We start from the raw sequence: 24,200 nt of genomic DNA on the forward strand, positions 1-24,200 counted from the left end.
AAGCAAGCCTAATTATTTATTATTTGACCATTTTTTTATTGCGTTAAGTGCTGTTTCGTCCATGTTATATAAAGAGTCTCCAATAACAGCATTTTTATCGGTCAACCAATGATTGAGATCTTTAAAAATTTGAATCTCAATATTTTGATTATTAAATTTTCGAAGTAAATCTATTTCTTTCTCATAGTCTATAATTTTATTTTTTGTACCGGTTAAATAAAGTACAGGAATTGAGATAGTTTCTACTACACTTTCTAAATTAGTAGTTAACATTTCAACTAAAAGATCATCTTGAATAATTGCTGAACATTTTTTGTTAAACCCTTTTTCTTTTATATATTTTTTTATATTACTTTGGTTAAATAATTCATTGTTTGAAATAATTTTGAATAGGCCATCAAGAAATACTAAAGTTTCTTCTTTAGATTTATCCTTTCTCATAATTTCAGGAATTATTTTCTCGTAATCCATTTTTATTTGATTCGTAACAAAAGCACCATTTTTTATTACTGGAGTTTCAATTAAAATAATGAAATCAGGAATTGATTTATTTTGAATAATATCTAAAGTTGCGATTCCTCCAAGACTATGACCTATTATACCTATTTTCATATTTTTATAGGAATCTTTTAAATATTTAAAGACAAAGTTTAAATCTTCTGATAAATCTTTTGCCAATTCAGAATATTTGCCTCCCGATTTGCCAATACCTCTTTCATCAAATCGATATACTGCTATTCCTTCTTTTAATAAACTAGCTGCCAATTTGAAATGGGAATGTCTTGTGTCTTTCCCACTTCCTGGAACTATAATTACTATTTTATTGAATTCTTTTTTAGGTTGTAGGAGCGTACCAGAGAGTATTATTTTTTTAATTGTATTATCAATATTGATTTCTGTGGAAATATAATTTTCAATGGAATCAACTTCTTTTTCATAAGTAAAGATATTTTGAGAATTTGCAACAATGGAAAAGAATAGAAGAAAAAGAATTTTTTTAGAGATAAACATTTTTTTAAATATGATTTTTTATTTTTTTGATATAACAAATTTTATAAAAATATTTTGATATGTTTCTATAGGAATTAATTAGAAATATGAAAAACAACTTATTCCTCGGTCACAATTTCTTTTCCATTTCTCGACCATTCACTCCAAGAGCCTACATACAAACTAGGCATCGGTAAGCTAGCACTTGCAATAGCTAATAGGGTATGACAAGCCGTAACTCCAGAACCGCAATGTACTATTTGATTTTCAACGGGAATATTTCCTAAAATAGCTTGGTATTTTTCTTTCAATAGTGAAGGAGACAAAAACAACCCGTTTTCATCCAAATTAGTCGAAAAAGGAACATTCACAGCATTCGGAATATGACCCGCAATTAAATCTAAAGGTTCTACATGGCCTTTATAGCGAGCCGTTTCTCTTACGTCAATTATAATTGCATCAGGATTTGTGGTCGCTTTTTCTACGTCATTCAATGTAACTTGTGGTAATTGCCAATTGCTGAAAGGGTAATTACTTACTGGTGTTGCTTTTTTATTGCCTTTCTCCATGGGAAAACCTATCTTTTCCGCTGCTTGTCTGCCACCATTTAAAACCTGAATTTTTTCATGACCAACTGCTTTTAGCATCCACCAAAAACGAGCCGCTGCATTCGCTCCGTTTTTGTCATCATACACCACCACATGACTTTCTGGAGTAATGCCTAATGTACCAACAACTTTTGAAAATTGCTCCAAAGTAGGTAAGGGGTGACGACCACCTTCAGCAGCATCTTCTTTAATAGCTGCCAATTGTGTATTCAAATCGACAAATAAAGCACCTTGTAAATGACTTTCTAAATAGTTGTCATAAGCGTTATTACCGTTACTAGCGTCGATGAGTATTAGATTTTTAGTTTCTAGTAAAGCGAGAAGTTCGGTTGAATTGATGATTGGATTCATAGTTTTAAAATTTTCTTAGAAAGAAGTTGATTAATTATCTCTTCAGCTAACCATAATTCCATAGATTCATTTGGTGTCCATCCTAATTTTAGTAATCCATTGCCTAATATGTAAGAAAAATTAGAGGACCAAAATGATTTGAAAATTTCATCAAGGTCTTCAAAATCTTCAAAATCTTTATCTTTGAAAAAAGGGATTGCTTTTTTAGAGATTCTAAACGATTCTGCTTCACCTGATCCACCACCAACGAGTATGTCTCCTTTCATTCCATCAAAACGGTATTCATCAAATGGTATATCTTGTTCTAATTGATAAATTGCAATCTGTCTAGTAGTATTACCATTTATTAAATTGTAATCACTTGGGCAAATGAAAAAATCTAATAATTTATGTTTATATTGATCTATTGTTGCCATTTTATACGATTTTTAAACACTAACTGTATATCATAAATATTAAATATTAATAAGTTGTCAATTGCTTTCTTGTAATATTGTATTGTAATCTTCAATTGTTCCAAAATGATTAAACCCTTCCATGGAATCAATAAACCATTTATTGTCAACTTTTTTAGCAGTCATTTTGTATTTATGAGAACGTTCTCTATCCCAAGTCCAACAAAAGCTAGCGAAATTATCACTGATTTTTAAATCATCAATCATCAATAAATTCCAGTAATCGTCTGGATAATCTTGACAACCACACCAATCATCAGCACCTGTTGACCATAAAGGAATTCCATTGTTTATATTTCTCCATTTTATATCCGCTTTTTTTATTGACGTGTCAATCGTATTTGCAATGTTTTGGTGAGAAATAAAAAACGTATTTGTAAAATAATTAATCTTTTTTAATTTGGTAATGTTCTCATTATAAGTATCCCAATTAATTCCTGTAAATATAGTGTCTAATGCATTTCCATATTCATAAGGGAAATCATCTAGATTCTCTTCTAAGTGAAATTTATAGACATTCTTTACCAATGTGGAAAGTTCAATACTATCTTTTTGATTAGTATTTTCTGTTATTTCACTTTCTGTTAAAGATATTTCATCATTAATAGTTGTTTTTTCCTTTTTTGAATCATTGCAACTCACTAGTAATGCAAAAACGACAGTAAAAAAAGATTTTATAAGGATTTGTTTTTGCTTCATTTTACATTTTAGTTAGAATAAAATTGATTTCGTTATAGTTACAAAACAACAACTTTAAACTCTTGTTTCAAAGGGTTCAACTCTTCCAAAAGTGTTTCAATTAATTTAGGACCAAAAGCTTCATAAAAAGCAGCAAAATTTACTTTTCGTTCTTGTAAACTTTGGCCAGGAAATAATTCATTTTGTAAGAGTGTGATGCGTTCTAATTGATCTGCTAAAACACGCTTTTCGGCTTTTAATAAGCGTTTTTCTAAATTGTCTAATCCTTTCAATTGCTTTTTTTCTTGTGCTTCCACAGCTCCAATAAAGGATTTATCCGTTTGTTTTGCCATCTCTTTTAACCCAACAAATTGTTGTTTCAGATGTTCTTTTTGCTCTGAAAAATCAATCGTAAATTGCGACAATTGTCTGGTTTTATCCGTTAAAAGTACCTGCTGTTTTTGAAATAAATCAGACCAATTTAAATCCAATTTAGATGCTTTTTGGGCTTGTTTCTCGGTTGCCAAAAGCACCGAATTGCGTAACAAAAGAATAGGAAAAGGAACTTTATTTGCCTTAAAATTAGATTGTAATTGTAACCAATACGCCAATTCGCCGCCACCACCAATGTAGCATAAATTCGGTAAAATAACTTCTTGATACAAAGGCCTTAAAATCACATTCGGACTAAATTTTTCGGGATGATTTTCTAATTCGGCAAGTATTTCTTTTTCTGAAAAAGTCATTTTAGTATTCAAAACGCTGTATTGGCCGTTTTCGAAAACAATGCGTTCTCTCAAATGATCCTCAATGTAAAACAAGTTAATTTCCCTAGGATTTACCTGAATTTTATAGTCACGCAATGCTTCATTCGTTTGTAAAACTTCTGTACTTGAGGTTTGATGCAACAATTCTTCTTTTGCATAGGGAACGAAGAGTTGTTTCAAGTTTTTATCATCACCATCCACAATAACTAAGCCTTCCTCTTTAAACAACTCGTTTGCCAAAAAACGAGTTGCATCAGCTAAATTAGAATGCTCTAAATAGGCTTTTTGAAACACTTTTTTCAAGTAATGGGCATGGTCACTAATCCCAATGGCTTTTGAAAATTCCTCAAAAACAACGTCTAAACCTTCCGTTGACAAGCGACCAACAGGCCCAAAGCTGTCTTTTTTCCATTGTATTTTCTTCCCATTTAGGTTAAAATAATTGATTTCTTCAAAATCATGATCCTCAGTTGCCATCCAATAAATAGGTACAAAATTATTTTCTGGATATTTTTTTTGTAATTCTTTACATAAATTAATAGTAGAAATAATTTTATATAAAAAATACAACGGACCTGTAAATAAATTCAATTGATGACCGGTTGTAATGGTAAAAGTAGTCGTATTTTTTAAAAGCTGAATGTTTTTTAAAGTAAACTCAGAAACTTCAAAATTTGAATATTGTTTTTCTAATGAAGTAGCTAAAATAATTCTATTTTCTAGAGTAAAACTATCTTGTTTTTCAAGGAGTTGGTCTTTAAAATTTTCTAACTTAGGAAAGCGATGGTACAGCGGCCTCAATGCGTCTTTTTCATTTAAATAATCTATCATTAAATCTGAAAAATATCCTGAATTTTGGTAGCTGATACAGTCGGTTGGCATAGGTTAAAATTTTTGTAAAAATAGAGAAATTAAAACAAGATGTTAAACGCTTTAACATTCACTTAATATAGTTTTTCTACTACAAAAAAAATTTTTTTTAAAAATAAATTTGGAAATGTGAAAAATAATTACAAAAATTTGTCCCAGAAAAAAATAACATTAAAAACGAAGAAAAAATGACATTATTCAATTTATACTTTCAAAGCAACCCATCAGTAAGTACTGGTGCCGCTTTTCTTCGTGGTTTATTTCATTCCTAAAATCAGAATCAAAGATATGAAAAAGCCCGAAGCTATTTAGATTCGGGCTTTTTTAATTCTAGACCCTTCAAAAATTCCCGAAATACACGAACTTTTACATTATCATTTTGATAATGCGGTTTTACCTAATTCATTGTGCTGTATTCAAAACCGTCAATTCGAGTGCTTTTTCAAAGAAAAAGTGTATCGAGAATAGGTTTTGAATCACTTAAATGCTTTTTTTAAAGCTATTTAGCTTAATGGTTGCTACACTTTTGCGAAGACATTTAAGAATAGAATAATTATTGGGTAATTAATTTTAACATTATTGAAAATTTCATGGGAAATAAATTATCAGGAAAAGACCTAATCAAATTAGGCTTTCCAAAGAATAACGCCATCAATATTGCTTTAGGGCAAATTAATAGATACAGAAAAAGAGAAAAAAAGGAAAGTATTTTAAATGAAGCCAAAGAGGTTTTATTGCATCCAGAAAAGTTTAAAATGCATGGTACTTGGGGAAAAGTAGCAGAAGGGTTGGTAAATCCGGTTCAAGTGAAATTCAACCAATTAAAAAATACAAGAGCACCTTTTTCCATTTTTGGAGAAAATGAAATCGATGAACAAGCAAAGTTTCAATTGTACGATGCTTTAAAATTACCCGTAGCAGTTAAAGGTGCTTTAATGCCCGATGCACACTCTGGTTATGGTTTGCCAATTGGAGGTGTTTTGGCAACTGAAAATGCAGTGATCCCTTATGGCGTAGGTGTCGATATTGGTTGTAGAATGAGTTTGTCCATTTTTGATTTACCAGCTTCTTTTTTAAAAGGAAAAGACCATCAATTGGAAGCGATTTTAAAAGACCATACCCAATTTGGTATGTATGAAACACACAAAATCAAAGCCGATCATGAGGTGTTTTATCGCAACGAGTTTGATACAATTCCTTTACTGAAAAAGTTAAAAGATAAAGCGTATAAACAATTGGGTACATCTGGTGGAGGGAATCATTTTGTGGAATTTGGTATTGTAAAATTAGAGCAACCCTTACCCGAATGGAAATTAGAACCTAAAGAATATTTAGCGGTATTATCACATAGTGGTTCAAGAGGTTTGGGAGCAAATATTGCGAAGCATTATACGTATTTGGCAACCAAACAATGTCCGTTGCCTAAAAATGTACAGTATTTAGCTTGGCTCGATTTGAATACACATGATGGTCAGGAATATTGGTTGGCGATGAATTTAGCAGGTGATTATGCCAAAGCGTGTCACGATGATATTCACAGAAGAATAGCCAAAGCTTTAGGAAAACGAGTAGTGGTTACGATAGAAAACCATCACAATTTTGCTTGGAAAGAAACGGTTGATGGTAACGAATGCATTGTGCATCGAAAAGGAGCAACCCCAGCGCAAAAAGGAGTTTTAGGCATTATTCCTGGTTCCATGACTGCACCTGGGTTTATCGTTATGGGAAAAGGAAATGAAGCCAGTTTAGATTCTGCTTCTCACGGAGCTGGGCGTTTGTTTTCAAGAGCCAAATGCAAAGCAAATTTTACGCAAAGTCAGATTAAAAAAGAATTGGCCGCACAAGATGTGAAATTAATAGGAGGCAATGTAGACGAAGCTCCAATGGCGTATAAAGACATACACAAAGTAATGGCTTTACAATCGGAATTAGTGGAGGTTTTAGGCACATTTACCCCTAAAATAGTACGAATGGATCGCTAATTTTTTTGTAGGAGCGAATGGTTTGGGCATTTTTGGCTCACCATTTTCCCGCTTTTCGAAGTAGTCCCGAAATATCGGGAGCTACTTCCTACAATCGGGGCTAAACAGGAAGCCAATCGAATTTTTGGAAAGAGAGATGAAGTAGTTAACTCTAGTTACTCGTCAGTTCGAGTGTTTTTGTGTAGTGAAACGAAACAAAAAAGTATCGAGAACATTCTTATAAGGAATGAATTTTTAAATGAAGCATGTTTTAATAGTGACATGTTTATAATAAATAATAAGTATGGGAGCACCACATAATAAAAACAGATATGGTGAACTATGGAATCAAAATAGAATCGATGAAAGTTTAAAAATCTTACATCTTTTAAAAGAGTACATCGTTCTCTCAGGAGGTTGGGCCTGGCATTTTATGAGCATACCCAATCATATAGAGTATAAACACGCTCACGATCATAAAGATATCGACATTTTTGTACATCCTAAAAATGTAGCAAAAGTGATGGAAGTGTTATTAGGAAACAGTTTTGAAAAAGTTTGGACAAGATATGATTATTTGTATAGTGCAGAAAACTTTAGAAGATATGAAAAAGTAATTGCAATAACTAATGAAAAAGCATTTCGAATTACAATTGATTTTTTTGAAAGAGCTGATTTACAAACGGAAATATGCAATGGTTTTACAGTGGTATCTCCAGAAATGTTATTGCGTTTTTATTCTAATATACATTCCAGCGATAAATGTTGGGCGGTAATTAAAGCAAAGGAATTTTTAGAGAAAGGAATCAATCCAATAGGAAGAAAAGAACTCTCTGAAATACCAAAATAGTAAAATTATGAACAATAATAATAAGAAGTCACTTTCTTCCTCTCCGTTGGAGAGGATTGAGGTGAGGCTAATACAAATCACCTCAGGAAGAGGTCCAGCAGAATGTACTTGGGTAGTAGCTCAGGTTGTAAAAAAAGTGTTGGAAGAAGCTCATGAAAAACAGCTAAAAGCAACAGTTGTGCAACGCGAAGCTGGTCAGGAAAACGGAACGGTTGAAACAGCTATTATTCAACTGGAAGGTAAAAATGCAAGCACTTTTGTTGCTTCTTGGGTAGGCGCCATTCAATGGATTGGTAAGAGTACGTTTCGAAAGTTTCACCAACGTAAGAATTGGTTTGTAGGTATTTTTGAAATTGAACAATCAAAAGATACTGCATTTCATGAAAAAGACGTGCAATACCAAGCCATGAGAAGTTCTGGTGCAGGTGGCCAACATGTAAATAAAGTGAGTTCTGCCATTAGAGCGACACACATTCCTACAGGTATTGCTGTAGTTGCTATGGATTCGAGATCACAACATCAAAATAAGAAGTTAGCTACGGAACGCTTAAAACAGAAGATTGAAGAAAACAATTGGAACCAATTTAAAAATCAGGAGCAACATACTTGGTCGAATCAAATGCAAATAGAACGCGGTAATCCTGTTCGGGTTTTTGAAGGTTCCGATTTTAAGAAGCAAAAAGAGGATAAAAGTTATAAAAAAGAGCGATTGAAATTGAAACGACAAGATTATAAGGAATAGCACTTTTTTGCGTGAAGGATTGCAGCGAAAAGCCCACAATGAGGAACGAATGAGGACTTGTAGCGCAAAGCCTGACCTGAAAGGGCACGCCCAAGACAGAGGAAAGAGGAAAGAGGAAAGAGGAAAGAGGAAAGAGTATACGTTACTAACCACTAATTACTAAAAACTAATTACTAGATATGAAATCAATAGATAAATATTTGTTTCAAGCGATGGATAATTATCCGTATTGTTTGGAAGAAACCATAGAGTCTTTAGATTATGCCTTATCTTATGACGATAAGAATACAACCGCTTTATGTTTGTATGCGCGAATACAAGCCGAGCAATTGTTTCATTATGAGGAAGCGAAAAATTATTATGAACAAGCCTTAGGTATAAATATTAATGCGATTGAAGTGTATCCTTTTTACATTCAAACCTTATTGTGGAATGAAGATTTTGAGGAAGCCGCTACGTTGATTGACTTTGCTTTAACGGTAAAAGGAATCAATAAAGTTGAGATTTTGATGAAGAAAATTCAATTTTTAGAGATAAAAAAAGAGTTTAAAGCAGCCAAAAAAATCTTGAAAGAGTTGCAGTTACTAGTCGTTTCAAATGAATATACGTATTATTTGGAAGAAACTAAGAAAAGAATCAATGAGAAACTAGCACTCCTAAAACCTAAAAAGAAAAAAAGTAAGAAATCTAAAAAAGACAAAAAGAAAAAATAAAAAAAACGGTGTTTTTTGGTAAAATTACAATAAAAATGTATGTTTTTTAACACAAATAATAATTTTAAGGTATGTTTTTTTGTTAATTTTGTAATGAAAGGAAAGGAAATTTAATGTTAAAAATGAAGCATTCAAATATTTCAAACTATAAATTTTAAAATTATGTTAAAAAAAGTTTTCAATCAAACGGGAATTAAAGTACTAAGTAATGAAGAAAAAAAGAACATTAATGGAGGATTAGCTTGTAGGCCAGATGGGTCTTGTCCAAGAGGGAGTTACTGTGTAACTTCTGGAACATTTGAAGGATTGTGTAGGCCTTTATAGAATTTAGGATATATTTTTAAATTTAACATGGCACATTAAAAATCAAAATAGTATTGTAAATGGAATAATTTATTATTAAATTCATCTAATTTGGTTTTTAAAATAAATAAAAGCAGTAAAAAGGAATTTCATCTTGTATGAAATTCTTTTTTTTATATAGAAAATCAAGTATTTTTGAGAATAACAATCGTGCAAATGGATGAGATTATACTTTCAAATTTTTGGAGAAGAACCTTGCAAAATGACCCTAATCAAACGACAACTTGGGACGAAGAAACGGGTTATTTGTATCGTTTAGGAATTAGTATGGAACTTACTTTGCAATATATATATGAAACAAAACCTAATTTAGAAGATTTTAAACAATGGATTACTACAAATAGTAAGGCATTTGATTCTGAAAAGTATGAAGAAAATGTACTTACAGCTGAAGATTTGCAATTTTGGGAAACCAATGGTTATGTGATTGTAAAAAATGCTATTCCAATTCAGGATTGCTTAGAGACACAACAGGTCATTTGGGATTTTTTAGAGAAAAATCCTGAGGATAATACTACTTGGTATACGTTTCACGAAGCGCAAAAAGGACTCATGGTGCATTTTTTTAATCATCCCATTTTAGAAAAAAACAGAGCGTCTTTAAAAATTAAAAAAGCATACGAACAGTTATACGGCACGGATGCAATTTTTAAAACAATAGATAAAGTAAGTTTTAACCCTCCTATTACAGACAAGTATAATTTTTTAGGCAGTAATCTGCATTGGGATGTGAGCCTAAAACAACCGATCCCTTTTCGTTTGCAAGGGTTGTTGTATTTATCAGACTGCGGTGTAAATGATGGTGCTTTTCATTGTGTTCCTGGTTTTCATCATAAAATTGAAAATTGGATGCAATCTTTAGGACCTAATGACAATCCTAGACAAATAGCATTAGAAACTTTAAAACCAAAACCTATTATAGGAAATGCAGGTGATTTTATTATATGGCATCAGGCTTTACCACATTGTGCTACTCCTAATAGAGGTAGTAAACCGAGACTGGTACAGTATTTAACCTATTTTACTGAAAATTATAAAGAAGCAGAAGAATGGATATAGTTATAATCACTAAGAATTTGTGATGATTATTATTTATAAATTTATTAACGAAAAGTTAAACTTATTAACAAATTTTCTTAATAAAAAAATAAACCTAATTGTTTTTTCGTTATAATTAAAAGATATTTTTGGTATCGCAAACAAAACACAATTATAAACTATAAAAAAGCAATTATGAAAAAAATGAAATTAAGTCTTATCATGACTTGTATTGTCACGTCATGCATATTCGCTCAGGAAACAACTACTAGTAATGAAGTTAAAGGAGTTACAAATTCTAAAGATGTAGTTTTTTTTCAAAATGATTATAACGAAGGAGGCGGAAAGGATAAAGATAAAAAGAACGCTAAAAAAGAAGACAAAACAATTGGGGTTTATCCTAATCCAGCTAAAGATTTAGTTACCTTACAAGGTGTTAAACTAGATGATCAGATTGTAATTATTGATGAAAAGGGAAAAAATAGATTGCAAATTAAAGCGAAAGCGGAAGTAGAAATCATACCTATCGATTTTTTAGAATCAGGAATATATACCCTATTAATTAATAACGAAAAAAGAAAATTAATAGTAGAGTAGTAATTAATTTTGATAAAAAAAGAAGGCTGTAAATAACTATTTACAGCCTTCTTTTTTATCTCTTTAAAGTCAGTTAATCTAAAGTAAGTGCATAAAATTTAACAAAAGTAGTATTATCTAAAACAGATAAAGTAATTTTGTCCTCATTTTAATTTACAATGAAAGACATTCTATTAATCACTCCACCTTTTACCCAACTGAATACTCCGTATCCAGCCACGGCATATTTAAAAGGTTTTTTGAATACCAAAAATATTTCTTCTTTTCAAATGGATTTAGGAATAGAAGTGATTTTAGAATTATTTTCTAAATCTGGATTAACCAATATTTTTCAATATGCTTCCAAACAATCTAAAAAAGATTGGTCAGAGAACGCGCAACGTATTTTTGCACTCCAACAAGAATATGGTAAAACAATTGAAGCTACAATTGCTTTTTTACAAGGAAAAAATGCCTCTCTAGCAAGGCAAATTTGTAGTGGTAATTTCTTACCCGAAGCTTCACGATTTAACGCTTTTAATGAAGATGAAGAGGGTTTTACTTGGGCTTTTGGAGCCATGGGAATGCAAGATAAAGCCAAACATTTGGCCACATTATATTTAGAAGATATTTCTGATTTTATAGTGGAATGTGTCGATGCTAATTTTGGTTTTAGTCGCTATGCAGAACGATTAGGACGAAGTGCCAATTCTTTTGATGAATTATACAACGAATTACAAAAAGAACTTACTTACATCGATACTATAACTTTAAAACTTTTAAAGGAAATAGTAGTAGCTGTGGAACCAAAATTAGTCTTATTTTCTGTTCCTTTTCCTGGTAATTTGTATAGCGCTTTTCGATGTGCACAATGGATTAAAGAAAATATTCCTGCTGTTAAAATTGCAATGGGTGGAGGTTTTCCAAATACCGAATTAAGAGATTTGAAAGACAAACGCGTGTTTGAGTTTTTTGATTTCATTACATTAGATGATGGAGAGCTACCAGTAGAATTGTTATATACTTTAGTCAGTTCGAGCGGAGTCGAGAACCAATTGAAACGCACCTTTCTTCTGGAAAATAAGGAAGTTGTCTATAAGAATAATTCCTTACAAAAAGATTATAAGCAGAGTGAAATAGGTACACCAGATTATACTGATTTAGTTTTGGATAAATATATTTCAGTGATTGAAATAGCCAACCCTATGCATAGCTTGTGGAGTGATGGTAGATGGAATAAACTAACCATGGCTCATGGATGTTATTGGGGAAAATGTACGTTTTGTGATATTTCATTAGACTATATTAAGGTGTACGAACCTATTGCCGCAAAGCTTTTAGTGGATCGAATGGAAGAATTAATTGCACAAACGGGAGAAACTGGTTTTCATTTTGTAGATGAAGCGGCTCCACCAGCCTTAATGCGAGAAGTAGCACTCGAAATTTTGAGAAGAGATTTAGTTGTTACTTGGTGGACTAATATCCGCTTTGAAAAAAGTTTTACTTCCGATTTGTGTTATTTATTAAAAACTTCTGGTTGTATTGCTGTTTCGGGTGGTTTAGAAGTCGCTTCCGATCGCTTGTTAGAATTAATAAAGAAAGGAGTAACTGTTGAACAGGTAGCCCAAGTTACCCAAAATTTCACCGTGAATGGAATTATGGTACATGCTTATTTAATGTATGGTTACCCAACGCAAACCGTTCAAGAAACGGTGGATAGTTTGGAAATGGTAAGACAATTATTCGAATTAGGTATTATTCAATCAGGTTTTTGGCACCAATTTGCCATGACAGCTCATAGTCCTGTTGGGCTTGATCCAGATGCCTTTGGTGTTATTCCGCAACAAAATGGTACGAGCTTTAGCGAATTGGCGAAGCAAATTACTTTTGCAAACAACGACATCGCATTTAAAGATAAAACAGGTATTAATCATGACAAATTTAGTTTTGGATTAAAGAAGTCATTGTTCAATTATATGCACGGTGTTTGTTTTGATTATGAGTTACAAGATTGGTTTGATTTTAAAATTCCTAAGACAAAAATTCAACCCGATTTTATTGCAACTTGTTTAGAAAAAGAAGCGGTTTTTACAATAAAAGCAAATATAAAAGTGATTTGGTTAGGTGGAAAACCAACGCAAGAAAGAATAATAAAGACTAAAAAAGGTAAATCTTGGGAAATGCTCCAACTTACTTTTTACGATAAAATCAATACTTTTTCAATAGCTTTAGACCAAGAAAAAGGGGAATGGCTGTGTGGCTTTCTAGAAATTTTAGCACTTCAAAATAAACTAATAACAACATTAGGCCAAATGAAATTGGATTTTGAAACTTACTTTGATGATTTTGAATTATTTTGGTTTTCCAAGCCTATGGAAATCTTAAAAAGTAATGGTTTGCTAACTTTGTAAATAAAATTTTATAAAAATTATTACAAAATCCTTAATTATCTTTGTAATAATTATTTTTTTAACTAAGTTTATTGTATCAAACTTAAATTATGTCATTTGCAACTGCTAGAAAAAACCTAAGAGTTACCACTTATTCTAAAGTAGTTTTCTTATTACTAGTAGTTTCTATTGGATTTATACTTTTATTTACAGCTTTATTTTATTTTAATCAGAAACAAGAAAAAGAGTTTTATACAACATCTTCCTTAGGTCTCGAGAGAGAAATTAATGGTTTGATGGAACTTAATTCGGAATCTTATATCTCTTTAATTAACGAGATAACCTATTGGGATGATTTAGTTAATTTTGTTGAAAATAAAAATATAGATTGGTTTGATAATTCTGTAGTTTACTTAATAGATTCATATAAAGTCGATTATATTGATGTTTATACGATGCATGAAGAATTTATTTGTAAGGCTTCAACTACTAAGATAAATTCTAAAAATTTTATTCCTAAAGAAGTTTTTCCTAAATTAAAAAATGATAAACTAATTAAATTTTATACAAAAACACCCGAAGGTATTGTTGTTGTATATGGAGCAACTATTCATTCTTCTTTAGATCCTTTTAAAAATAAAACAGCTCCTAAAGGCTATTTTTTTCTAGCCAAACTATTGGATAAAAAATATTTTTCAAATATTGAGAATGTTAGTAGTGCGTCTGTAGAATTTTATAATCCAAATAAAATTTTAGATAAAAAAAACATCCATTATATAAAAAAAATAAAGAATATAAAAGGACAAGATATTGGGGCATTATTATTCCAAAGAGTAGCCAAAGTCGATTTTTCGGGAACAAGAAGAATTTTATATATCATGTCTATTGCATTTTGTTTATCAATTTTAATTTTCTTGTACTATGCAAAAAAGTGGGCACAAAAGCCTATTCGGTTAATTAAAGAAGTATTAGAAAAAGGAAATATGTCTGCGATAGACTCATTGAAAAGGATAAGAGGAGAATTTAGATATATTGGAAAGTTATTTGAGCAAAATTACAACCAAAAAATTCAATTAGAAAGAACTAAAAAGAAAGCAGAAGAAAGTGATAAACTCAAATCGGCCTTCTTAATGAATCTCTCACACGAAATTAGAACTCCTATGAATGCTATTATGGGTTTTTCCGATTTATTGCTGAAAAAAGATTTGAAAGAATCGGAAAAAGAAGAATACTTAAAAATCATCCAAAAAAGTGGGAAAAGTTTAATCGATATTATTGATGATTTAGTAGAAATGTCTAAAATTGATTCTGATTTAATAGAACCTAAAAACAGCAGTATCAATTTGAAAAATATGGTTCAAGCTACGTTTGAATCGATAAAAGTTACTCAGCCAAACTATAAAAATATTGATTTTAAACTCATTAGTCCTAAAATAGAGGCACAACAAAACATAATTACTGATGCTGTAAAATTGAATCAGGTTTTGACTAATTTATTAACTAATGCAATTAAGTTTACAGAAGAAGGATTTATCGTTTTAGATTACAACTTTGATTTAAAAAATAGACTCATTCATTTTTCAGTGAGAGATTCAGGAAGAGGCATTCCAGATGAATTACAGGAGAAAATTTTCTCTCGTTTCAATAAGATTGATTTTTTAACCGATGAAGATAATAAAGGATTAGGACTGGGGTTAGCAATATCAAAAGCTTATATTGAGATGCTTGGAGGAACTATATCCTTAAAATCTGAAGTTGGTTTAGGTTCCACTTTTTCTTTTACTATTCCTTTAGTATTCGATATAAATACTACTGAGGAAAAAGAAGTAGTTTTAGATAAAATAGAATTAGGTGAAGAAGAAATTATATTAGTTGCTGAAGATGATAATATTAATTATCTATTAATTCAAAAGTTGCTTAAAATTTTTAATTTTAAAGTTCTTAGAGCTAATAATGGAAAAGAGGCAATTGAAATTTGCAAAGAGAATAATGAAATAGATTTAATTCTAATGGACATTAAGATGCCAATTATTGATGGCTACGAAGCGTATAAAAAGATTAGAGAATTCAATAAAAATATTCCAATTATAGCTCAAACTTCCTATTCTTTTCAAGAAGAAATTGAAAAAATTAATGTTACAGGATTTAATGATTTTATATCTAAACCTATTGATAAAGAGAAACTTTATATATTAATTAGAAAATACCTCAAAAAAGAATAACAAAAACATAAAGGTATTTTTTTTCTTTTTTTATAATAGGATTCCTAAATTTGTAAAAATACCTTTCAATGAAATACAATAGATGCGGAAAAAGTGGTTTGTTATTGCCACAAATTTCTCTTGGATTATGGCATAATTTTGGTTCTGTAGACAGTTTTGAAAATGCTCAAAGTATAGCTTTGAAAGCTTTTGATCAAGGAATAACTCATTTTGATTTAGCAAACAATTATGGGCCTGTTCCAGGTTCGGCTGAAGAAAACTTTGGAAAAATTATACAAAATAATTTCAAAGGCTTTCTAAGAGATGAGTTAGTAATTACTACCAAAGCTGGATTTAAAATGTGGGAAGGTCCATACGGAGAATGGGGATCAAGAAAATATTTGATTTCAAGTTTAAATCAAAGCTTAAAACGAATGAACTTGGAATATGTAGATATATTTTATTCCCATCGCCCTGATCCCAATACGCCTATTGAAGAAACAATGTCGGCTTTAGATTATGCAGTACGTTCGGGTAAAGCAATGTATGCTGGAATAAGTAATTATAGCGCAGAAGAAACAGAGAAAGCAATTGCAATATTAAAAGAACTAGGCACGCCCTGTATAGTACACCAAGCTAAATATTCTATGTTTGAACGTTGGGTAGAAGAAAGATTATTAGATGTCTTACAAACAAATGGATTAGGATGTGTTGCTTTTTCTCCTTTAGCACAAGGTTTATTAACCACTAAATATTTAAAAGGTATTCCTGAAAACTCAAGAGCAGCTAACCCAAATGGATATTTACAATCTTCTGAAATAACTGAAGATAAACTTCAGAAAATTAGCGCACTAAATAATTTAGCTTTAGAAAGAAGCCAAACGTTAGCTCAAATGGCAATAGCTTGGTTACTTAAGAAAGAAATAATAACCACAGTTCTCGTAGGAGCAAGTTCTGTTAATCAATTATTAGACAGTATAGGTAGTCTGAAAAAATTAGAATTTTCTTCAAATGAATTGCAACAAATTGAAGATATCTTAAAATAATTTACTATTTTACCCGTTTAAAAAATAAACTCTATAGAAGAAATCCTTTATAATGAATAAACTGAAAATAATATCTTTTTTTATAATAGTATTTAATAATTTTAGTTTTGGTCAAAACCAAGATAAACATAAAGTTGTTTCTGGTGAAACTATTTATGCTATTGCTAGAAAATATAATACTTCGGTTGAAAATATTTATCAACTTAATCCTAGTTTAAAAGGGAAGTCATTACAGATTAATTCTATTGTAAATATTCCAAAGAATACGATACAAATTGTAGAAAATCAAAATAAACCAAAGTCGCATAAAGTAACTAAAGGTGAATCTCTATATAGTATTTCCAAAAAATATGATTTAGCTATTGAAGATTTACAAGCATTGAATCCTTCGGTTAATCCAAAGAAAATTAAACCAGGAATGCTACTCACTATCCAACCAGAAAGTAATGTGTCTCTTTCTAATCAACAAGATCAAACTGTAGCTATCGTATCAGAAGCAAAGGAAGAAAAAAATGAAAAAGAGAAAAATACTATAGTGTTAGAAGTTAAAAATAATGATTCATTTACAATTTTTCATTCGATTAAACCTAAAGAAACAAAATATGGTATTGCAAAACTGTATGGAATTACAATTCATGAATTAGAAGTATTAAATCCTAATTTACCGTCTGATTTTCCTGTAGGTTACGAACTTGTTATAAAGAAAGATAATGAAAATATTGCTGCTACAAATTCTAATTCGGGTAATCAACTTTCCTATGAAGAAGAAGAAACTGTAGAAAAAATGTCTAGTGACTTTAATTCTAAAGCCGATTTTTTAATCGAAAAAGCGTCTCAATATATAGGAATTAAATATAAATTTGGAGGCACCACTCCAAATGGTTTTGATTGTTCGGGTTTAATGTGTACAACTTTTAAAGAAATCGATTTGAATCTGCCAAGATCTTCTGTGGACCAAGCTAAATACGGGGAAAAAATTGCACTAGATGAATCTCAAAAAGGAGATTTGATTTTCTTTGCAACGGGTAGTAAAAAACGTATTTCTCATGTAGGTTTAATTACAGAAGTTAATGAAGACGAAATTAAATTTATTCATTCTTCAACTTCTTCAGGTGTAATGATTTCATCAAGTAAAGAACCTTATTATGCTTCTAGAATTGTTCAAGTGAATAGGGTGCTGAGCGAATGATTGTTAGTAGGCAAATTTTTCTTTATTAAATTAGTTTGTCCTAATGATTTTATCTCATCAATATTTTCGTTTACAAGACAAAACAGTAATTGAAAGGCTACAAATTAAAGGCTCTTTAAAGCAAAGTCCTGTTTTTCAAAATGAAGCTTGTTTTCTTTATTTTAAAGAGGGTAGTAGTACCATTATTACAGCCACAGAGCAAATGCATATTGCTACAAAAGAAAGTGTTGTATTGAAATGTGGAACTTATTTTGCTGAGATTATAAATAAGGCAAGCTTAGCAATTTCTGAAGTTTATGTTATTCATCTCTTTCCCGAAATACTTAAAGAAATTTATAAAAACGAAATTCCCGATTTTATAAAAGTGGCAGAAAAACCTTATTTTGCTAAAAAAATTCCTCAAAAAAATCTTATCAATCAGTTTATTCAAAGTATCGAAATCTATTTTGAAAACCAACAGGTTGTTAGTGCCGAATTACTTCATTTAAAACTCAAAGAGTTAATTCTACTTTTACTTGAAACAGATAAAAAAGAAACAATTATTGGGCTTTTTGCACATTTGTTTTCTCCTAGAAAAGTAGCTCTTACAGCCCTTGTTCAAGCGCATTTGTTTACCAATTGTAATCTGCAAGAAATGGCAGTACTGGCAGGAATGAGTATGTCGACTTTTAAGAGAGAATTTAAATTGCATTTTCAAATGCCTCCTGTTCAATATATTCGAGAAAAAAGAATGAAAAAAGCAGCAGATTTACTCGTTGCTTCTCATTTTACTATTGCAGAGATTAGTTACCAACTAGGGTATGAAGATAGCTCTTATTTTACTAGAGTATTTCATCAATATTACCAAATGTCTCCTTCCTCATATAGAAACGGACATCAAATAGCCAACTGAACTTAAAATCATAGTTTTTGAACTTTTTATCCTAAAATTTCAAAAGGATGAAACATACATTTGTTCTGTTAATTTAAGCAGAATCATATGAATCCGTTATTCGTTTTAGTTATTCAGTGTACTTTTAGCATTGTAGTTTTTTTTCTTTTAGGGAAATGGTATCTCGAACCCAAAATGGGAATCTATTCGAAATATAAAATACTTCAAATTTTATTTCTTATTAATGTATTTCGCTATTTGCCACTTTCATTATATATGCCTGGTCAAGTGGCAGAAAATTTCCCTGAAAAAGTTAAAGAAATTGTTGCTCACGGTGATTTTTTAGCTGCTATTGTTGCTTTAATCACGCTATTGTTAATTAAAAATAAAAGTCGCTTTACCACTTTGTTCATAAACGTGTTTTGCATCATTAGTTGTGTTGATATGGTTTTGGCATTAGTATTTGCGATGTATGCAAAAGTATATCTTCTACCACTCGGTGTTAATTATTTTACTATTGCGTTATACGTACCATTATTAATCATCGCACAATATTATATATTTAAAATACTCACTTTAAAAAATAAATAAAATCATGTTACAAAAAGGAGATAAGGCACCTATATTTAGTGCCAATGCAATAGCAAACGCTCAACGAATCGAGTTTAAAAACAACCAATGGACCTATATTTCCTTTCATAGATTTGCCGCTTGTCCATTTTGTGTGTTACGTACTAGAGAATTGATGCATAATTATAAGTATTTTCAAGAAAAAAATATAGAAATCATTAGTATTTGGCCCTCTTCAATTCAAAATATGTTGCAATATGTAGGACAGGAAACGGCTCCTTTTCCCTTAATTGCGGATCCTCAAAAGATAATCTTTCAAAAATATCAAGTTACCCATTCTTCCTATTTAGCTGCTCTAAAATTGCTATTACATCCCATTTTAATTTACAAAGCTTTAAGAGGAAAATATAAAAATATAACGGTGGATGCTGATCCTAATTTGTTACCTGCTGAATTTTTAGTCAATCCAAGTGGAAATATTGCAATAGCTTATTATGGAAAACATTATGGAGATCATTTGCCTTTGGAACAAATTCTCAAAAGTGTTGTGTAACTTATTTGAAAGGAGTAATTTTATCTTACCAATGTTTTTTAGTTTAATTATTTAAAATAAGAATTAAATAGCTAAATTATAATTTATTGTAGTAAAATAAAATCACGCAATTATGAATACTACACCAGAACACGATCAGAAAATTGCCAAATTAACATTAGCATCAGTATGGCCACATTATATTACAAAAATTGAAAAAAAAGGAAGAACGCTTTCCGAATTATATGAAGTTACGAATTGGTTAACTGGCTTTTCAAAAGAAGAAATAGATAATTATATTGCAACAAAAGTAACTTTTGAGGTTTTTTTTAAAGAAGCAAAAATCAATACAAAGGCAAATTTAATTACAGGTGTTATTTGTGGTTATCGTATTGAAGAAATTTCCACACCTTTAACCCAACAAATTCGCTATTTAGATAAATTAGTGGATGAATTGGCTAAAGGCAAGAAGATGGAAAAAATACTAAGAAAATAATAATCCCTTTTTTGTAATATAACAAAGAATAAGATATAAATTATATGGATCAAGACATAGAAAAGCTGTTAAATGCTGAAAGCGAACAAATCATAAAATTACAGCAAATAGTAAAGAAAACGATTGAAGATGAAAATCTGATTATTCAAAACCTGTTGCATCCTCCAAAAGAGATTGTCACCAAAGGTCAAAATATATCTGATAAAGTAGCTCGTTTTGGAGGTAGTTGGCTTTTTATAATTTCGTTCTTATCACTTTTAACTGTTTGGATTCTTTTTAATGTATTAGTACCAAAAGGCGATCAATTTGATCCCTATCCATTTATTTTAATGAATTTAGTTTTGTCTTGTGTAGCTGCGTTACAAGCTCCCATAATTATGATGAGTCAAAATAGGCAAGAAGAAAAAGATCGCAAAAGAAGTGAAAATGATTATCTTATTAATTTAAAAGCAGAATTAGAAATTCGTTCTTTAAATCAAAAATTAGATTTATTAGTTCAGGAACAAATTAAAGTGTTATTTGATAGTCAAGCCAAACAGATGGAAATCTTAAAAAAGATTGAAAGCCATTTGGAAAAACACAAATAAATCAACAATAAAAAAGCAAAAACCCTATTGTTTTCATAAACAAAAGGGTTTTTTAATCAAATTTTAGTTAGTTATTGATAAATTAATTGTTATTCAAATAAGTGTAAATCTCATCTTTTTTGTGTACACGTTCCATTCGTAAACTATTTAAAACGTCATCTGAAGCTGGTTCAGCTTCTGATTCTATACGATAAATTTGATGATCTACCGAATCATATTCTTCAAAAAGCTTTTTAAAATGAGCATCAGAAGATTTTAAATCGTGTATTTTAGTTTCAAACTCTGGAAAATCAACCACTAATTGATGTTTTGTAATCATATTTTTCTTTTTTATTATCTATTTTCAAAATTAGATAGTATCAAGCATCTTTCATATGATATTTGTCATAAGAAAAAGAAATAAATAAAGTTAAATTAGTAGATTGTAAAATTAAATATTGCCGCATAAAGAATTTTTAATTCCCTTTTAGACGAATAAAAAGTTTTTTAAATATTTCACTAAAATTGTCTGGTCTTTTTTGCTCTAAAACATAAGTGCCATCATCATTAAAAGTTAAGGGAAATAGAAATATTGCCTTGTCATTTTCAATAGCTAAAGGTCCAAATTTCGTACCATATATGCTCATTTTTCCATCTTCCTCACGCGCTAATGCGAATCCTTCTGTAAAATTAAAAAACGGCTCTAATTCTTTTAGATTTTGTTTACTCTCTAAGAAAGCTATATTGTTTTTTTCATAATGAAAGTCAAGTGTTTTTTTGGAATCAAGTAAGCTATAATCGGCAAAATAAAGTCCTTCATTAGTTTTTACAATGCCTTGCCAAAGTATTGTGTTAAAAGGTGTTGGAACGATTTTTAATTGGTTATAACTAATTTGTTGTCTTTCTAATTCATTTTTAAAATGATTTCGCACATATAAGTTAGCTACTAATCCAAAAATTAAATAGGCTGTTGATAAAGTTAAAGCCCATTTTATAACTAAATCTCTTTTAGGGTTTTGATTCTTCATGAAGAGCAAAACAATACATCCAATTAAAAGCCAAATAGTATATAATGGATCAATTACAAATACATTGTCTAAACTGTAAAAAGAGCTACTTAAAGGGTATAAAATGCGAGTTCCATAAGTAGTGCAAATATCTAATAAAGGATGTGTAAATAAGGCTAAAAAGCTAGCCCAAAACCAAGATAAATAGGATGTTTTGTATTTGTAAGAAAACCATTTAGCAAAAAGTAAGCTAAGTAAAAAAGAGAAAAAGATAGAATGTGAAAATGCTCTGTGAATAGCTAATTGTTGAATAGGATCAAAAAAAGAGTTAAGCACTACATCTAAATCTGGAATTGTGCCTAAAATAGCTCCATAAAGCAAAGCTTTTTTACCAATTTCTTTATCTTTTACTAAAGCGAAAGTAGCAGCGCCTAAAACAATTTGTGATAGTGAATCCATAATTTTTTATTTTATCCAAAAATAAAATTCTCTTTCAATTTCCAATTTGAAGTTTTTTACAGATGATTTTATCATAAAAAAAGGAATTGTAAACATTAGGGTAGCATGAATAATTATAAATGGAAATGCAATTAAAGAAAATAAACTATCTATAAAGCTAATAGAAAGTATGGCAAGAATAAAAATAGAATAGAAGAAAATTAAAAAGCCATAAAAAAATTTCATTATTGGCGAAATGCCATTAATTTCCATAGTAACAGTAATACCATTTATATTTTCTATTATCTTTCCAGTAGCAATAGGATGAGTTTGTTTTGCAGCAAATAATTTTTTCTTTTTTTGAATTGTAAAGATGTTTTCTAATATATTTCCTTTATAAATATAAGGGCTATTAGATAAAGCTTCAAAAGGAGTAAATGACAAATCAGAAGGTTCTACATTTTCCTTAAATTTTTCAATAAATTTTGCTTTATTGCTTGGTAAGGATAAACTTAAACTATCAATTAATTTGTTTTTTCTTAAAAAAGATTGCATAAATTGCTTTAGTGTTTTTAATTTACAGGTTCAGCATACAAGTCAAACTCTGTTGCATCAGTAATTTTTAATTGTACAAAATCACCCGTCTTTAAATAGTGTTTGGAAGCATCAACTAATACTTCATTATCTACATCTGGGCTATCAAATTCTGTTCTACCAATAAAATATTCTCCTTCTTTTCTATCAATCACACATTTAAAAATTTTACCTATTTTCTCTTGATTTAATTCCCAAGAAATCTGTGCTTGAATATCCATAATTTCCATAGCACGTTGTTGTTTTACTTCATCTGGAATATCATCAACAAGACTATATGCATGCGTATTTTCTTCATGAGAATAAGCAAAACAACCTAAACGTTCAAAACGCATTTCAGTTACCCAATCTTTTAAAATTTGGAAATCTTCTTCTGTTTCTCCAGGATAACCAACGATTAATGTGGTACGTATAGCCATTTCGGGAACCGTTTTTCTAAAATCTTTTAATAAGTTGGTCGTTTTTTCATAGGTTGTACCTCTTCGCATCGATTTTAAGACATTATCAGAAATATGCTGCAACGGAATGTCGATGTAATTACAAATCTTTGGTTCCCGTTTCATCAAATCTAAAACTTCCATTGGAAAACCAGTTGGGAATGCATAATGTAAACGAATCCATTCAATTCCTTCTACCTTTATTAAAGCTTCAAGTAACTCCGCTAAGTTTCTTTTTTTATATAAATCCAGCCCATAATAAGTTAAATCTTGAGCAATAAGAATTAATTCTTTAACACCGTTTTTGGCTAATTTTTCAGCTTCAATTACTAGTTTTTCAATAGGAGTGGATATGTGTTTACCTCTCATTAATGGAATGGCACAAAAACTACAAGGGCGATCACAACCTTCCGATATTTTTAAATAGGCATAATTCTTTGGTGTAGTCGTTAAACGTTCTCCAATTAATTCGTGTTTATAATCAGCACCTAAAGCTTTTAATAACAAAGGGAGTTCAGTAGTTCCAAAAAACTGATCCACATTTGGGATTTCTTTTTCTAAATCGGGTCTGTATCTTTCAGATAAACAGCCTGTAACAAATACTTTATCAACTAAGCCTTGTTCTTTTTTTTCAGCATATTCTAAAATCGTATTTACCGATTCCTCTTTAGCATTGTCAATAAAACCACAAGTATTAATTACAATAATATTTCCTTCATCATTTGCTGCTTCATGAGTCACTTCTTTGCCATTAGCTTTTAATTGTCCCATTAGAACTTCACTATCATACACATTTTTAGAGCATCCTAGTGTAATGACATTGATTTTATTTTTCTTTAACGATTTGGTTCTCATATACTTAAAATTCACCCGAAGATTAGGGCGCAAAATTACATAAAAT

25 protein-coding genes are annotated in these 24,200 nt (G+C 30.3%); 16 read left to right on the top strand and 9 right to left on the bottom strand.

Annotation, left to right across the window (positions count from 1 at the left end):
* Window positions 1-12 precede the first annotated feature (12 nt).
* The 5 genes from HALO113_RS12035 to bshC all read right to left on the bottom strand — a co-directional run bounded on the left by HALO113_RS12035 (window position 13) and on the right by bshC (window position 4,731).
* Entirely contained in the window at window positions 13-1,011 is a 999-nt protein-coding gene (locus HALO113_RS12035; RefSeq protein ID WP_159779246.1) for an alpha/beta fold hydrolase, read from the bottom strand.
* 98 nt (window positions 1,012-1,109) lie between these two features.
* On the bottom strand, window positions 1,110-1,949 hold the full coding sequence (locus tag HALO113_RS12040; protein ID WP_159779247.1) for a sulfurtransferase: 840 nt from the start codon (window positions 1,947-1,949) through the stop codon (window positions 1,110-1,112).
* Window positions 1,946-2,365 (bottom strand): hypothetical protein, encoded by a 420-nt coding sequence (locus HALO113_RS12045; RefSeq protein ID WP_159779248.1) that lies wholly within the window; start codon window positions 2,363-2,365, stop codon window positions 1,946-1,948. The genes HALO113_RS12040 and HALO113_RS12045 overlap by 4 nt, the downstream gene beginning before the upstream one ends.
* A gap of 57 nt (window positions 2,366-2,422) precedes the next feature.
* Window positions 2,423-3,103, bottom strand: a complete 681-nt coding sequence (locus HALO113_RS12050) for a hypothetical protein (RefSeq protein ID WP_159779249.1) — start codon at window positions 3,101-3,103, stop codon at window positions 2,423-2,425.
* A gap of 38 nt (window positions 3,104-3,141) precedes the next feature.
* Window positions 3,142-4,731 (bottom strand): bacillithiol biosynthesis cysteine-adding enzyme BshC, encoded by a 1,590-nt coding sequence (gene bshC / locus HALO113_RS12055; RefSeq protein ID WP_159779250.1) that lies wholly within the window; start codon window positions 4,729-4,731, stop codon window positions 3,142-3,144.
* Between the two features lie 578 nt (window positions 4,732-5,309).
* On the opposite strand from bshC, the gene HALO113_RS12060 reads away from it, so the two are divergent.
* From HALO113_RS12060 to HALO113_RS12135, 16 genes are all read left to right on the top strand, one after another.
* A complete protein-coding gene (locus HALO113_RS12060; protein WP_159779251.1) occupies window positions 5,310-6,701 on the top strand; it encodes an RtcB family protein in 1,392 nt (463 codons plus the stop codon).
* A 283-nt stretch (window positions 6,702-6,984) separates the two neighbouring features.
* Window positions 6,985-7,530: a hypothetical protein gene (locus HALO113_RS12065; protein WP_159779252.1), complete on the top strand. Its 546-nt coding sequence runs from the start codon at window positions 6,985-6,987 to the stop codon at window positions 7,528-7,530.
* Between the two features lie 7 nt (window positions 7,531-7,537).
* Complete coding sequence (prfH, locus tag HALO113_RS12070) at window positions 7,538-8,272, top strand: peptide chain release factor H (protein ID WP_159779253.1); 735 nt, start codon at window positions 7,538-7,540, stop codon at window positions 8,270-8,272.
* Window positions 8,273-8,451: 179 nt separating this feature from the next.
* Entirely contained in the window at window positions 8,452-8,985 is a 534-nt protein-coding gene (locus tag HALO113_RS12075; protein ID WP_159779254.1) for a hypothetical protein, read from the top strand.
* 162 nt (window positions 8,986-9,147) lie between these two features.
* The gene (locus HALO113_RS12080) at window positions 9,148-9,309 is read left to right on the top strand and encodes a hypothetical protein (RefSeq protein WP_159779255.1); all 162 of its coding nucleotides are present in this window, start codon (window positions 9,148-9,150) and stop codon (window positions 9,307-9,309) included.
* 174 nt (window positions 9,310-9,483) lie between these two features.
* A complete protein-coding gene (locus HALO113_RS12085) occupies window positions 9,484-10,407 on the top strand; it encodes a phytanoyl-CoA dioxygenase family protein (RefSeq protein WP_236554674.1) in 924 nt (307 codons plus the stop codon).
* 174 nt (window positions 10,408-10,581) lie between these two features.
* On the top strand, window positions 10,582-10,983 hold the full coding sequence (locus tag HALO113_RS12090; protein ID WP_159779256.1) for a T9SS type A sorting domain-containing protein: 402 nt from the start codon (window positions 10,582-10,584) through the stop codon (window positions 10,981-10,983).
* A gap of 158 nt (window positions 10,984-11,141) precedes the next feature.
* The gene (locus HALO113_RS12095) at window positions 11,142-13,373 is read left to right on the top strand and encodes a radical SAM protein (protein ID WP_159779257.1); all 2,232 of its coding nucleotides are present in this window, start codon (window positions 11,142-11,144) and stop codon (window positions 13,371-13,373) included.
* Between the two features lie 89 nt (window positions 13,374-13,462).
* Window positions 13,463-15,574 carry a response regulator gene (locus HALO113_RS12100; RefSeq protein ID WP_159779258.1) on the top strand — a complete coding sequence of 704 codons (2,112 nt, stop codon included), beginning with the start codon at window positions 13,463-13,465 and terminating at the stop codon, window positions 15,572-15,574.
* A gap of 68 nt (window positions 15,575-15,642) precedes the next feature.
* Window positions 15,643-16,599 carry an aldo/keto reductase gene (locus HALO113_RS12105; RefSeq protein WP_159779259.1) on the top strand — a complete coding sequence of 319 codons (957 nt, stop codon included), beginning with the start codon at window positions 15,643-15,645 and terminating at the stop codon, window positions 16,597-16,599.
* A gap of 52 nt (window positions 16,600-16,651) precedes the next feature.
* Complete coding sequence (locus tag HALO113_RS12110) at window positions 16,652-17,788, top strand: C40 family peptidase (RefSeq protein WP_159779260.1); 1,137 nt, start codon at window positions 16,652-16,654, stop codon at window positions 17,786-17,788.
* A 43-nt stretch (window positions 17,789-17,831) separates the two neighbouring features.
* Window positions 17,832-18,680, top strand: coding sequence for a helix-turn-helix transcriptional regulator (locus tag HALO113_RS12115; protein ID WP_159779261.1), 849 nt, complete (start codon window positions 17,832-17,834; stop codon window positions 18,678-18,680).
* An 87-nt stretch (window positions 18,681-18,767) separates the two neighbouring features.
* The gene (locus HALO113_RS12120; RefSeq protein WP_159779262.1) at window positions 18,768-19,250 is read left to right on the top strand and encodes a hypothetical protein; all 483 of its coding nucleotides are present in this window, start codon (window positions 18,768-18,770) and stop codon (window positions 19,248-19,250) included.
* 4 nt (window positions 19,251-19,254) lie between these two features.
* Window positions 19,255-19,782, top strand: a complete 528-nt coding sequence (locus HALO113_RS12125) for a redoxin domain-containing protein (RefSeq protein WP_159779263.1) — start codon at window positions 19,255-19,257, stop codon at window positions 19,780-19,782.
* 112 nt (window positions 19,783-19,894) lie between these two features.
* Window positions 19,895-20,257, top strand: coding sequence for a DUF2200 domain-containing protein (locus HALO113_RS12130; protein WP_159779264.1), 363 nt, complete (start codon window positions 19,895-19,897; stop codon window positions 20,255-20,257).
* A gap of 44 nt (window positions 20,258-20,301) precedes the next feature.
* Window positions 20,302-20,844 (top strand): DUF1003 domain-containing protein, encoded by a 543-nt coding sequence (locus HALO113_RS12135; protein WP_159779265.1) that lies wholly within the window; start codon window positions 20,302-20,304, stop codon window positions 20,842-20,844.
* 82 nt (window positions 20,845-20,926) lie between these two features.
* Here HALO113_RS12135 and HALO113_RS12140 read toward each other — a convergent pair whose 3' ends face one another.
* The 4 genes from HALO113_RS12140 to rimO form a co-directional block, all read right to left on the bottom strand.
* Complete coding sequence (locus HALO113_RS12140; RefSeq protein ID WP_159779266.1) at window positions 20,927-21,163, bottom strand: YdcH family protein; 237 nt, start codon at window positions 21,161-21,163, stop codon at window positions 20,927-20,929.
* Between the two features lie 136 nt (window positions 21,164-21,299).
* Entirely contained in the window at window positions 21,300-22,289 is a 990-nt protein-coding gene (locus HALO113_RS12145) for a metal-dependent hydrolase (protein ID WP_159779267.1), read from the bottom strand.
* 6 nt (window positions 22,290-22,295) lie between these two features.
* Complete coding sequence (locus HALO113_RS12150) at window positions 22,296-22,823, bottom strand: hypothetical protein (protein ID WP_159779268.1); 528 nt, start codon at window positions 22,821-22,823, stop codon at window positions 22,296-22,298.
* 17 nt (window positions 22,824-22,840) lie between these two features.
* On the bottom strand, window positions 22,841-24,154 hold the full coding sequence (gene rimO / locus HALO113_RS12155; RefSeq protein ID WP_159779269.1) for a 30S ribosomal protein S12 methylthiotransferase RimO: 1,314 nt from the start codon (window positions 24,152-24,154) through the stop codon (window positions 22,841-22,843).
* Window positions 24,155-24,200 lie beyond the last annotated feature (46 nt).

This window comes from Flavobacterium sp. 9AF, assembly GCF_902506265.1.
GTDB lineage: Bacteria > Bacteroidota > Bacteroidia > Flavobacteriales > Flavobacteriaceae > Flavobacterium.

Coding starts and splice junctions, on each gene's coding strand:
- HALO113_RS12035 (WP_159779246.1), bottom strand. CDS start 1,011: ATGTTTATCTCTAAAAAAATTCTTTTTCTTCTATTCTTTTCCATTGTT.
- HALO113_RS12040 (WP_159779247.1), bottom strand. CDS start 1,949: ATGAATCCAATCATCAATTCAACCGAACTTCTCGCTTTACTAGAAACT.
- HALO113_RS12045 (WP_159779248.1), bottom strand. CDS start 2,365: ATGGCAACAATAGATCAATATAAACATAAATTATTAGATTTTTTCATT.
- HALO113_RS12050 (WP_159779249.1), bottom strand. CDS start 3,103: ATGAAGCAAAAACAAATCCTTATAAAATCTTTTTTTACTGTCGTTTTT.
- bshC (WP_159779250.1), bottom strand. CDS start 4,731: ATGCCAACCGACTGTATCAGCTACCAAAATTCAGGATATTTTTCAGAT.
- HALO113_RS12060 (WP_159779251.1), top strand. CDS start 5,310: ATGGGAAATAAATTATCAGGAAAAGACCTAATCAAATTAGGCTTTCCA.
- HALO113_RS12065 (WP_159779252.1), top strand. CDS start 6,985: ATGGGAGCACCACATAATAAAAACAGATATGGTGAACTATGGAATCAA.
- prfH (WP_159779253.1), top strand. CDS start 7,538: ATGAACAATAATAATAAGAAGTCACTTTCTTCCTCTCCGTTGGAGAGG.
- HALO113_RS12075 (WP_159779254.1), top strand. CDS start 8,452: ATGAAATCAATAGATAAATATTTGTTTCAAGCGATGGATAATTATCCG.
- HALO113_RS12080 (WP_159779255.1), top strand. CDS start 9,148: ATGTTAAAAAAAGTTTTCAATCAAACGGGAATTAAAGTACTAAGTAAT.
- HALO113_RS12090 (WP_159779256.1), top strand. CDS start 10,582: ATGAAAAAAATGAAATTAAGTCTTATCATGACTTGTATTGTCACGTCA.
- HALO113_RS12095 (WP_159779257.1), top strand. CDS start 11,142: ATGAAAGACATTCTATTAATCACTCCACCTTTTACCCAACTGAATACT.
- HALO113_RS12100 (WP_159779258.1), top strand. CDS start 13,463: ATGTCATTTGCAACTGCTAGAAAAAACCTAAGAGTTACCACTTATTCT.
- HALO113_RS12105 (WP_159779259.1), top strand. CDS start 15,643: ATGAAATACAATAGATGCGGAAAAAGTGGTTTGTTATTGCCACAAATT.
- HALO113_RS12110 (WP_159779260.1), top strand. CDS start 16,652: ATGAATAAACTGAAAATAATATCTTTTTTTATAATAGTATTTAATAAT.
- HALO113_RS12115 (WP_159779261.1), top strand. CDS start 17,832: ATGATTTTATCTCATCAATATTTTCGTTTACAAGACAAAACAGTAATT.
- HALO113_RS12120 (WP_159779262.1), top strand. CDS start 18,768: ATGAATCCGTTATTCGTTTTAGTTATTCAGTGTACTTTTAGCATTGTA.
- HALO113_RS12125 (WP_159779263.1), top strand. CDS start 19,255: ATGTTACAAAAAGGAGATAAGGCACCTATATTTAGTGCCAATGCAATA.
- HALO113_RS12130 (WP_159779264.1), top strand. CDS start 19,895: ATGAATACTACACCAGAACACGATCAGAAAATTGCCAAATTAACATTA.
- HALO113_RS12135 (WP_159779265.1), top strand. CDS start 20,302: ATGGATCAAGACATAGAAAAGCTGTTAAATGCTGAAAGCGAACAAATC.
- HALO113_RS12140 (WP_159779266.1), bottom strand. CDS start 21,163: ATGATTACAAAACATCAATTAGTGGTTGATTTTCCAGAGTTTGAAACT.
- HALO113_RS12145 (WP_159779267.1), bottom strand. CDS start 22,289: ATGGATTCACTATCACAAATTGTTTTAGGCGCTGCTACTTTCGCTTTA.
- HALO113_RS12150 (WP_159779268.1), bottom strand. CDS start 22,823: ATGCAATCTTTTTTAAGAAAAAACAAATTAATTGATAGTTTAAGTTTA.
- rimO (WP_159779269.1), bottom strand. CDS start 24,154: ATGAGAACCAAATCGTTAAAGAAAAATAAAATCAATGTCATTACACTA.